Origin of the sequence: Halorubrum sp. Atlit-26R (assembly GCF_003666015.1) — an archaeon.
GTDB lineage: Archaea > Halobacteriota > Halobacteria > Halobacteriales > Haloferacaceae > Halorubrum.
Window position 1 is genome coordinate 67,545 of record NZ_QPLT01000013.1, and the last position, 11,402, is coordinate 78,946.

The 11,402-nt window shown below is 58.2% G+C and carries 10 protein-coding genes; 7 read left to right on the plus strand and 3 right to left on the minus strand.

Annotated features, from left to right (window positions below; genetic code table 11):
- The first annotated feature begins 137 nt into the window (after positions 1-137).
- Complete coding sequence (locus DVK07_RS14265; protein ID WP_233565436.1) at positions 138-1,022, plus strand: DUF5821 family protein; 885 nt, start codon at positions 138-140, stop codon at positions 1,020-1,022.
- A gap of 169 nt (positions 1,023-1,191) precedes the next feature.
- Positions 1,192-1,473 carry a helix-turn-helix transcriptional regulator gene (locus DVK07_RS14270; protein ID WP_094519860.1) on the plus strand — a complete coding sequence of 94 codons (282 nt, stop codon included), beginning with the start codon at positions 1,192-1,194 and terminating at the stop codon, positions 1,471-1,473.
- Positions 1,474-1,519: 46 nt separating this feature from the next.
- Here the strand turns inward: DVK07_RS14270 and DVK07_RS14275 are convergent, their stop codons facing one another.
- Complete coding sequence (locus tag DVK07_RS14275) at positions 1,520-1,747, minus strand: helix-turn-helix domain-containing protein (protein ID WP_147441171.1); 228 nt, start codon at positions 1,745-1,747, stop codon at positions 1,520-1,522.
- Between the two features lie 177 nt (positions 1,748-1,924).
- On the opposite strand from DVK07_RS14275, the gene rdfA reads away from it, so the two are divergent.
- From rdfA to DVK07_RS14290, 4 genes are all read left to right on the plus strand, one after another.
- Complete coding sequence (gene rdfA, locus DVK07_RS22260) at positions 1,925-2,593, plus strand: rod-determining factor RdfA (protein WP_147441172.1); 669 nt, start codon at positions 1,925-1,927, stop codon at positions 2,591-2,593.
- A gap of 75 nt (positions 2,594-2,668) precedes the next feature.
- Positions 2,669-3,529, plus strand: coding sequence for a hypothetical protein (locus DVK07_RS14280; protein WP_147441173.1), 861 nt, complete (start codon positions 2,669-2,671; stop codon positions 3,527-3,529).
- Positions 3,526-4,794 carry a hypothetical protein gene (locus DVK07_RS14285; RefSeq protein ID WP_121597675.1) on the plus strand — a complete coding sequence of 423 codons (1,269 nt, stop codon included), beginning with the start codon at positions 3,526-3,528 and terminating at the stop codon, positions 4,792-4,794. The genes DVK07_RS14280 and DVK07_RS14285 overlap by 4 nt, the downstream gene beginning before the upstream one ends.
- Positions 4,787-8,302, plus strand: coding sequence for a UvrD-helicase domain-containing protein (locus DVK07_RS14290; protein ID WP_121597676.1), 3,516 nt, complete (start codon positions 4,787-4,789; stop codon positions 8,300-8,302). Before DVK07_RS14285 ends, DVK07_RS14290 begins: the two co-directional genes overlap by 8 nt.
- 272 nt (positions 8,303-8,574) lie before the next feature.
- On the opposite strand, the gene DVK07_RS23670 is transcribed toward DVK07_RS14290, so the two are convergent.
- Positions 8,575-9,246 (minus strand): hypothetical protein, encoded by a 672-nt coding sequence (locus DVK07_RS23670; RefSeq protein WP_233565437.1) that lies wholly within the window; start codon positions 9,244-9,246, stop codon positions 8,575-8,577.
- Between the two features lie 354 nt (positions 9,247-9,600).
- Positions 9,601-9,804: a hypothetical protein gene (locus DVK07_RS14305; protein ID WP_158603162.1), complete on the minus strand. Its 204-nt coding sequence runs from the start codon at positions 9,802-9,804 to the stop codon at positions 9,601-9,603.
- Positions 9,805-10,322: 518 nt separating this feature from the next.
- On the opposite strand from DVK07_RS14305, the gene DVK07_RS22725 reads away from it, so the two are divergent.
- On the plus strand, positions 10,323-10,499 hold the full coding sequence (locus DVK07_RS22725) for a hypothetical protein (RefSeq protein ID WP_158603163.1): 177 nt from the start codon (positions 10,323-10,325) through the stop codon (positions 10,497-10,499).
- Positions 10,500-11,402 lie beyond the last annotated feature (903 nt).

Sequence of the window (11,402 nt, forward strand, 5' to 3'; positions counted from 1 at the left end):
GCCGAGCCTACGGACAACCGTGTGAAACCACGTCTCAATGCGAGCAGTTTAGATTTCCAGACCGTGATTTGTAGTCGAATACCGGATTCTACTACCCCAGATCGAGAGTCACTACTACGACCGACAATCTGCTTCCTATGAGCGTACTCGAAACGGATAGTCAGCTCTATCCCGTAACCGACAAAGTAGTCCAATCCTCAGATATCACATCTGTTGAGTACATATCGATAAAATTACAAAATATGACCAAGCAACACATTTTCACTCAGATGATTCCCGAACGAGACGAGCCAGCATTGTATATCAATCCTCGCTCTGAACAAATCGCAGCCTTCGCAGAGGAAGCAGTAGCGGTTGAGGACCAGCCCAAGGTCCGACTGCTCGCAGACGTAGATGAAATCAAAGACGCCCTCTACAGCTTCCTCACGGCCTCAAAGATCGCCGAACTCATCCACCGGGAGCAACTCAGCCTCCGAACACTCACGGGGCCAGTTCAGAATACCATCTTCACAACCGAGTCTGAGGCCGTAGTTCCTGTGATGGACAAGCACAGTATTTCGAGCTCGGACCCCGAGCTGGTCTCATCAGTCTACGGTGAGTTCGACTCCAGATTCGAGGCTGCCGAGCAGTATCACCTCCGGACACCTGCCCTCTCAGTAGTGAAACAGACGCTCCGAGAAGAGATCGGCGACGATATCGCAGCCGACCTCGACGAAGTCCTCGCACACGCTGAAGAGATTTCCAACAGCAACGAATACCTCAGTATCGTCGAGATCATGCTTATTCTCGCAGCCCGCAACGAGGTCCTCCTCTACGACGTCTCGAAATGGGGAGAGGATACGGGTATCGCTTCCAAAGCGACCTTCTCACGGGCCAAATCAGCACTCGAAGATGCTGGCCTCATCGAGACTGAAAAAGTCCCACTAGACATCGGCCGCCCCCGACTTCGGCTTATCGCAACCGACGAGCTCGCGACAGCAGACCCGAAGACACTCTCTACCGAGATCCAGTCTCCACTGTAGCATCCGCCCCACGATAGCCACCGGCTATCGAGACGGGTATACGGTACTTCTTCGACTCAAGTGTGAGATGAAGCAGTCAAAATCACTGTGTAGAGGGTGTGAAACGTATTCTATAACACGCGGTTACCAGATCAATAGTATTTCAAAACTCGAATACGAAAATTGCGACATGTACGATCTCACTGGCTTTCAGCGCGATCTGCTGTACGTCGTTGCCGGACTTGATGACCCCCACGGACTCGCGATCAAAGACGAGCTCGAGGACTACTACGAAAAGGAGATCCATCATGGTCGGCTCTATCCAAATCTCGATACGCTCGTTGAGAAGGGACTCATCGAAAAAAGTCAGCGGGACCGACGGACCAACGAGTACAGTACTACTCGCCGGGGTACTAGAGAGATCGAAGCTCGGACTGAATGGGAAGCCGGGTATATTGACCACAACAGGTGACTGAACAACAATAATTGAGGTCAATTCACAGCCGGTGATCCACTGTTCACTTCAGCATCCAGACTTTTGTTCCGCCAACTAGCTTACTTTCAATTAGCCCCTTCTCCTCAAGTTGAGTGAGACGTTGATAGGCGCCAGGCTGTGAGCAATTGAATACATCTGCGAGTTCGACGGTCCCAGCTGGTTCGCGTTCTGCGAGCGCCTGTAAGAGCTCATCATCAGTGAAATCTGGCGTGTATTGTCCCGTCTCTGGGTCGCGACGGTCCTCGTCCACGGCAGAATGTACATGGGCTTCATAAATGACTCCACCGGATAGAGTGCGAACTCAAAATGAGCTCAGACGCAAACATTTAAGCCACTTATTGATAAATAAGTGGATGTCCGAAGGTGACGCCTGAAGCAAAGAAACAGGCCGGTGCTTAGAACACCGACCTTCGGGGCACCACACCCCATGTCAACGAATCCGAGCCAACATCAAGAGACTACCGACCCTGAAGAGATTAGACAGCTGAATCTTGAGGGAGAGGTAGTAGAGACGGATTGTGCGGAGAATTCCTCTTCAACTGGAGAAAAGCTCAAGCGGATTATTGATAAGTACGGGTTTACCGAACTTGGTGACCGACTTGAACGGGAGTACACCCCTCCGAAACCGGCGACGCTCCGTGAACTACAGCAGAAAGTCAATATAAAGATTCTAGATCAAAATATGCGTGGAGCGTTGACCACAGAAGCAGAGTATGAAGACTGTTGCCATCGGCTTACAGCAGATGACCGGGAGCTTACTGAAGACCGACTGAACAGACTCGGAATAGACGGCGAAACGGTACTCAATGATATGATATCTCACGGAACAGTCCAGAATTACCTGCGAACCTATCGAGATGTAGAAAAGCAAGGTCGTCGGCGGAACACTTGCGAGGAATCTGCTACATCGATGATCGCGATCCAAAACAGGGTTGAGACGATGCTGAAAGACGCAGTCGCATCTCACAGCGAACGAGATCAGATACCCACTGAGCCCGAAGTAGATGTCAGAATGAACGTTGTCTGTCCTAACTGCGATGAGAGTATCAGCGTTGTCGATTACCTCCAGTTACGGCAGTGTCCAAGGTGTATCTAGCGTGGTGAGGAACACCTGTAGTACGGGTACGTACGGTTTGGGCACCCATCGAAGCAGTAACGCGCTTCTCTCCTGATGCAACACGAACTCACCACCTCAGCGCTGCCGTTTCGTGTCTCTGTAGGCGAGCCGGACAGTCTCTGGACCGACGCGTCACGGACAGCCCAGCCGACGACGCTCATCATCACACCGGTCCAGCTACATCAACGCAATATTGAGACGCGACTCCGCGAGCGGGCACAACCAATGAGCAGTCTAATATCTCGGCGATTACGCGGAGTTGCTGAGGAGTTACTCAAAGAAACGGACGAGCCGGCCATCGCCGCTGACCGGGTTGACCGGCTCGCCTACCTCCCCGATGTCTTGGTCGAGTCGCAACGGCCCGTCTATGACCGCCTTGCTGCCGTCATCGGCCAGCCACTCTCACAGCACGTCGAAACCGTCGAGCGGGCACGAGGTGAACTTGAGTTGGTTACTGGGTTTCACCCCCAACGGATGGAACAAGTCGCAGACGCCGTGCGGTCGGATGCCCAGCGGGTAAGTGAACCGGCGACGATCGATACGCTGGATCTGCTCGCCGGCGTGTCACAGCTCCATCATGACCTTACTGACTACCTCATTACGGACACTATGGCTGAGCAGACGACTTTACATCTCGCCTCGGAGACAGCAGTTCTAACCCGCGCTATCCGCGAACTCACGGCCAACCCGGACATCTGGGCGGCAGCATACCCCACGATTGAGCAACTTGTGGTCGCCGGCGCGAGCATGCTCACGGCTCCGTTGGAAGACTTGCTTCGGGTCGTCGCCACACGAACAGACACCGATGTCCAGCTTTATCTTCGGACGGCGAGCGGGCCGGCAATTGCCGATCACCTCACTCAGACGACCGCTGTCGACGCGCCGGGTACGCAGGGGGTGTTTAGCTGGCGATGAACGCTCGGAACGACACCCACAGCGACACGGAAGACGTCGCCAGCAGCGAATCGGTGGTGGCCTCGGACACGACCCCAACGCCAACGGTCGAACTCGTTGGGCGCACGCGGCAGGAAGAGGCCAGGCTCGCCGTGGCAACGGCCGCAAGCCTTGTGGAACAGGGCGTCTCGCCAAGTGACATCGTGATCGCGACTGCGGACGTTGACCGATATGAGGACGCACTCACCCGGGCAACCGCACGCTATGGACACACGCCGGCGGTCTGGACGCCTCTAAAGGTCAAGCGAACTGTCCCGTACGAACTCATCGACGCAACGCTTAGACTGCTCGTTGAGCGCGCTCAGGGTGCCGTCAATATCCAGACGCTTACAGAACCACTCTTCCTTGGATGGGTGCCGGTAACTGGCCGGTCGGAACCACTTGCGCCGGCGGCCATCAACGAGATTGGTCGCGGCCACGCCGGGACGGACCAGCCGATCGACGAGTGGCAAGCCACTATCGCAGCCGGAGACATCGAGCACGGGACGAAACAAGACTGGATGGCGTACCTGAACTGGATCGCCGCACAGCCCGACGCGCCCACCTCCAAAGACATCGCCGAAACGCTCAATCCCGTACTTGAACGGTACGATGATGCCTGTCTCCCAGACAAGCCGGGTCAGAGGGCTGTAAGCGAGCTCGCAGCTACTCTCAGGGGATTTGAGCGGACAACGGAGTTGCTGAGGATGACCCGCCGGCGGTACACGCGTTGGCTTGCTACAAGCCGCACGGACAAGCAGTGGGGCGTCGTTAGAAACCTCCTTGAGTCGTTTGCGACGACAGTCCCGGGCAAACGTGAGCTACCGACAGCGGCCGCTATCGATGTCAAAGAGGCAAACGACTTGTGGGCACTCTCTGTGCCATACGTCATCGCGATCGGACTGGTTGCTGAGGAGTGGCCAACCACGCCGGCGTCACCGGTTCCGTCGGCCGCCCGGACGGTGATCGAGACTACAGACATCGACGGGGTCCGTCCGCACTCAGCGTGGACGACCGCCCGCGCCTGTGACCAGTTCGAGGTTGCCTCCAACACGGCGACCAAAGTGTTCGTCGTGACCCGTCACACAACAGATGCCAACGGTGTCGAGAAACGCCCCTCTCCATTTCTTGAGCACGTGGAGACGACGCGGGTACCCAAAGCGGCACAGCAAAGACTCATGACAGAGCCGTCGGTCATACCTGAGCCGCTCAGTGACTATTTTCCTATGGAGATGGACGATGAGTGACGACGTCCCACGGCTCGACCGCGATCAACAGCGGATGGTCAAGGCGTACCTCGGCATGGACCAGGGGCTCGCAGTACTTGGGAGTGTCCCAGGAGCAGGGAAATCTTCGGTTATCGGGAAGGCCGCGGCGAAAGACCTGCTTGCGCGGGCGGCAGCCGGCGACCCTCGTCCACATGAACGGGTGCTAATTGCGTCCTTTTCTAAACGGGACGCTGCCGATCTCGTCCCAGATATTGTCGCATGGGTCGAGGCGCTATACGAGCGCGGCGACACGCCGGCGGCACTGGATCGGTCTGACATCGACCGGCTGTGTAGGCAGGTGCGGGAGGCACCCCGAATTGGCACTTTGGATAGCGTCCTCAGGACGGTCTGTGGAGAAATCGTGACCGAGATGGGGTTTGACTCGATGCCGACTGTTGGCAACGATGCGCTCATCGAGCAGCTCCACCAAGATGTATACGAGAGGGTCATTGGAAATGACGCCGGCGCCCGTCTCGCTGACCGTGTGCGTGAGGGGTATGACACCAGCAGCGACACGGCGTCAGTCCGGAAACTCCTGCGTAAGGCGCTTAAGATCTCTCGCCGGCGACAACTGACGTCGGCCGAACTTGCGGACCGCCTCCGAGCAGCAGTGACGGCCAACTACCGTGGCGGGTCCACAACCTCCTTCGAGAGTATCATCGATGCGGTTGTAGCCTACCGTGACGAAACGACGGCGGCCAACGTCAAGAGCGGGCTCACAAGCGAGGAAAAACGCGCACTTCTCAAGGCAGATCAAGAACTCCACGAAGAGTGGAGTACGCTCATCGAGACGTTCGCCAAGTTGTTTGAGCAGTACGCTGGTGTATATGACAATCTCACAAGGGAACGCGGAGTCATCACTCACACCGACTGTGTTCATCTCGTAGAGACGTATTTCAGTGATGATCGGTTTGAATCTGCCCGCCGAGAGCGGCTCACACGGCGCTATCATGAGGGGATCGATAGCGTAATTATCGATGAAGCACAGGATGTCAGCCAGATCCAACACGATGCGTTATCGCATCTGGTTGCCGATGATACACGCATCCTACTAGCGGGCGACCTCGATCAGTGTCTCTACCAGTGGCGGGATGCTACCCCAGACCTGTTTGCGGGCGCACTCGAAGATGGAGAGTACTTCAACCGTGACTGGCATCCTCACAAGACTGAACGGGCTAAAAAGAACTATCGTTCGCGCCCGGATATCGTCCGGTTTGTAAACGCGGTCGCCAAGCGTGGACTGGGTCACAACGAACGGGGTGGTCTTGGAACGGTTACGACGGAGCCGCCGGCGATGTCGGCGACCCGCGACGCGGCTGATGAATCGTCGATTCACATCGCGAGTTTCGATGCGAAGGGAGCGCCTGGCATGGACGACTGGGTCGCTCCGAAGCAGGGGACTGGAGAAGCAGACACTGTTGCGAGATATGTTGCCAGCGGGATCAATACTGGCCGCTTCCCAGTAGCCGATGATGATACAGGCATCACGGCCCTGTTTCCCCGTCGACGCCACATGGACGCGTATGCTGAGGCCTTCGAGTCTTATGGCCTAACTGTCGCTGACGCCAGCGCCTACCTGTTTGAGTCACCTATCGTCAAGTCAGTTATCGACGTGGTCGAATGGCTCATCGACCCGACCGACAAGACCCGAACCCGCCGACTACTCGAGGAATCTGCGCTCGCTGCGTCCACTGAAGATCACGCCAAGGCAGGGTCCGGATTGAGTGCTGTCACCGAGACTGTGAGGGACACAACTGGAGTACTACAGGAAGATGCGGTCGGTGAGATTGGTGAGCCACACGATCGTGTCGTGTCGGGACTGGTAAGTCTGCGCGAAGACAGACGGATACGTCACGTTGAGCCGGCATCAGTGCTGGTCCGTGAGATCATCGACCGGCTTGGCTTGGAAGTCGACCCGCTTGGCATTGATCCGGCAACCGACGGCCCACAGCGTGTCGCGACGCTCGATGCGCTCGTCGAGTTAGTCGAAGAATGGGAAGATGACGATCGATATAGCCCGAAACGACTCCACGAGTTACTCAGTCCCTTTGTCGAGACGCCCGGGCGCGGCCCCACCCAACCGGTCGTGGACGCGGACGCCGTCGACATCGTGTTTCGCACTATCCACGATATGAAAGGCGATCAGGACGACATCGTCGTGCTGGCTGATACTTCCAGTTCGGGCTCGCCTAGGACCTCGAAAGCAGGACCGGAGACGCTCGTCGCAAGCGGTGACGGCATTGCCCTGGCACCGCCGGCGAACGCTGTTGATGCGGATACGCCACCGCTTCCGGGTGTTGACGGTGGCCTTTACGAGCTTGACCCCGCTAAGTCCAGAGACGGCACACAGGGCAAGCACGGCCTGCGCTGGGACTCAGAATATTGGGGCACAGAAGGAAGTGAACAAGCAGACCTACGCGGGCCGCCAGTTCGGCGGGCGGCGTCCGCCGCAAACCGAGCTGAGTGGTGGCGGACGCTACACGTTGCGCTGACTCGGGCACAACAGCACCTCGTTATCCCACTGCCTCGCACACAGTCCTTCCTCTCAGAGCGTGATCACTGGGCGCAGGTGTGTTGTGACGTGTTCGGAGAGGAGGTGATCACAGAAACGGGGACACACACGGTAGCGCTGCCGGATGGTGACGGTGCCACACAGCCGACAAGGGTTGCTGTCGATGGAGGCGAATTCGAACCAAGAGTCACGACTGAAGAGTCAGGGGCGGCTGTCCCCGCACAGCGTCCGCGTCGTCTGACGCCGGCGACCGATATCGCCGGTGAAGCGTGGTACCCACGATTTCTCCGACCGAGTTTGCTAGCGCCACTCGTAGACGATCCGGGTAGTACACTCGTGCCGACCCTTCGAGAACAAACGGTCCACACGGAGACTGACGCCATTGATCCTGATCTCCCGCTGTCGTTCGACACCGTTGAGACCGAGACGGTTGGTGAACTCGTCCACACACTTGTTGGGCGGCTCGTCCATGCGGGGGTTTCCGCGGAAGAGTTGTTTGGGCCAGCTGCTCGCGAGCACGCTGCCGCCGTCCTCGAAGACGAGGTCGACGTCGCAGTTAGTGATCCCGAGTGGGACGAGCTCTACACCTTCCTCACGGAGTACGTTCTCTCCGATCTGGCGGCCAGTGAGCTGTGGGAGCGTGTCGAGCGGGCAACAACCGTCTATACCGAGGAGCCGCTCCACGCGGTTATCCGTATTGACGGTGTGAACGTTGAGGTTCAGGGAGTGGCTGACCTTGTCGTCGTGATGCCTGACGGAGACTACCACGTTGAGGAGCTCAAAGTACAACTCGCACCAGCGACGGACATGCTGCGCCGGCGGTATAGACATCAGACGAAGGTGTATCAGTGGGTGCTAGAACAGCAGGTTGAGTCTGCTGTCAGCGTTGAGGCTCAGGTGACGACTGTTGGTGCGGTCGCTGAGACGTACACGGCTCAGTCACCGGAAATGGGACTCCGTGAGTTGTTACGGTAGAAGACTAATCGCAGCACTCACTCCGCGTTGACGAAGATTTCATCGACGGGTTCCCGTCCGACAGTGCGCCATGAGCAGCCTGTCCACTCTTCGTTTATCAGCCACCAGCCGTCAGCGTCTCGCCGTTCTTCGAACCGTATCTGCCGCCACGGCTGGCGTGCCGGGCGGTACGCGATTGCTAGGCCGTCCGCCGGCGTCTGGCGTGAGTCTGGCGCATCAAATTCCGATTCATCTGTTCCATCTGGTCGAGAATTCCTGGTCATAAGACACGGTCATAGAATGACCGCACTCATTACGAGATATAAATGCGGTCGCTGCGGGCCAGCCAACCAGGACTGTACTGCGTTGCCTCTGGAGTTTCTTGAGTGAGACGCTTCTGAGCAGGTGTGCGCTGGTGGCGCAAATCGCTGAATAGACGACGCGATGGTGGGACACAGGATTAGAGCTGCGTTGTGTTCCCGATCGGGGTTAATAGTCTTGCTCGCGTCCATCAGCCCGTCAGTGGGGGTGCGGAAGCGACCTCGCCGCTGTCGACTGGTCCGTGGGCGCAACGCGTGTGGAGCGAAGCGACTCGCGTGATGCGTCCGCGTCGACCGGGCGAGGTCGCAAGCGGAACACCGCGGAGTCGCTGTCCGCGTGGCCTCGATGACCTCGCCGTTGTGGACGACGGTCGCGACGACCGGCTGCTGGGTGTAGACGATCAGGTCTTCCTCGAGCGACTGGTACGGGCCCGCCGAGACGAACTGGCGGGCACACTCAAGCGAACAGAAGCCGACCGTCCCGTAGTCAGCGACCATCCCACGGGCGTCACACCCGAGGAGGAGTTTCAGCTGGTCGTCGACGTCGTCGTGACAGCCCTCACAGGCACACTCGATCTCGTCGTCAAGGGTAGTCGTCAGGTCAAACTCGGACTGGGGCGTCGAACCGCGAAGTGTTTCACTCATAGTCGGTTGGTCGGGTCACCCCCTCGGGGGAAACCCTCGTCTCCGGCTGGGGGAGATAATGTTGTCAGCTGAAGCGAGGTCAAGACTCGGCCGTAGCCGGTGTCTTCGCCACCGTGCTGAACGGTGGGTTAGTAGTTGCTGCTAACGTTACAACCAGCCGTCCCATTGGGGCCAACATGAGTGGGGAGTCACAGAGAGTTTCTCCCACTGGTAACCCATCGAGATCGACCCCGAACAAAACGGATTGATCGACCGTCTCCATTACAGGCTGGTTGCGGTTCCGTCATCTGCCGCAACAAACCCACCAGTGAACAGGGCGTGAAGAGGGGGTCACGACCCCCGCTGAGAAGCCGGTCAAAGCACCCGGCGTTTGCAGTCACTACACGCCACGTCACCACCCCCGAGACGGGTGGCCGACTCACTCGAACAGAAGTCACACCCCTCCGATCCACTCCGGGCGTTCATCGACAGCAACGCGGCGAAGACGATGCCGACGAGCAGGGCGATTGCGGTGCCGAACGAGACGGTGAAAACGACGAGTGCGAGAAGCGTGTTCATCTTGGGAAACCTCATCGCTGGCCCGGCCACAATAATGCCACCATTGGGTTGGGGCCTGCCGCCACTCCGTCCGGATTCAGACGGTGTCGTCTCACCGTGTTGAGACGGAACGAGGCCCCACCGAAGGTGGGTGGCTCGTGGACGCCATTCTGTATACCAGATTGCTGAGAGATTCTCGGTGGGGATACTGGCGAGGACTCCCGCCAAGAGGGAGTCGTCGAGGTGAGGGCAACCCACCCAGCAGAACGGTGACCAGCTGCCCTCGAGGCGTGTCGGTCGCAACCACTGTTGGTGGGGTGGACCCGACACCGTTCGGTCCCCGTCGGCTGTCAGACTCGAAGCGGTCGCCTGCCGTGTCTGTGGTGGTGGCGATCCGTCGCTGGTGACGGCCGACGGTGTCGTAGTCAGAATACTGAGAGGTCCGTCTCGATGTGGATCCTGATCGTCGGATCCGAGCCGATGGCCACCGATGGTGAAGCGGCGACTGGTCGCCGCGTCTGTGGTCTCGAGGAGAGGCGGTGTCGATGCCGATTGGTGACCACGTCGTGACCCTCGGTCGGGAGACGCCGCGAGTCGAGATCGACGAGTCGAGTCGCATCGACAAGCCCACCCGGACGAGGGGATCAGCAGAGCCGGTCACCGACGTCGGAGGTGAGAATCCCGGCGGGGTCGAAGCCGTTCCACACGGCGTGTGATCGTGGCGATGGTGACAGCCGGCCGGCGTCTGCGGTCGACTCGTCATCGGCTGACTCATCAGGTTCCTGAAACAGTCACCACAGCCACGACTCGGCGGTGAGAGATTAGTCGACAGTCGATGTGTTGAGGGAGTCTCTCGTCTGTGGATCGGACGGCGTGTCGACGGCGGTCGACTGACCCTCGAGGGGACTGTCCCGGTGGCGGTCATCGACCGTCAGGAGATGGGAAGTCTACCGAGACGATCGTGGTCGTCGAGACGACGAGTCGTGTTGCGTCTGGGGTCCACCTGACCCGCGGGGAAGTGTGCTGAGGCTATTTCGAGATTCTGAGAGGATTCGTGAGTCACGCTGTGTCGGTGAGGCGGTGGCAGTGGCGACCGCCGTGTAGTGGTGTCCCCGTCTTGCTGGCCGACTGCCCTCTGCGGTCAGTCTCGATCTCGGTGGTCAACCAGCTGGTGGTGCTTCTGTCTGAGGTCCAGTCTCTCCATGTCCCCTTCAGGGGACTGCTGGGGTGATCCCGGTTGCCTGCTGTATCAGGCATCTTACTCTTGGCCCTTGGGCCTGAACACCCCCACCCAACGGGGGTATATCGTACCTTTTCAACACGCCGCTGGCAAAATCAGGGGGTGTTCTGAGCGGGTGAAAATAAGTCGATCTCAGAAAACGGCTGAAACGGCTTTTTAGAACACGCTCAGGTATGCGAGCGAGTCATATTTGATTGAGCAGTGATTTTGGTGTGGTGACCCCCTGACCACCCGTCACGTCTTGCGGTTTTGGAGTGTGGTCAAGGGGGGTGGCTACAGCAGGGCAGATCTGACCCAAAATAGCCCCCCGTCTAGTTATTTTCACGTTTAGCCTTGTATCTATCCAGATTATTATGCTTTTGAGCGTAATAAACTCATG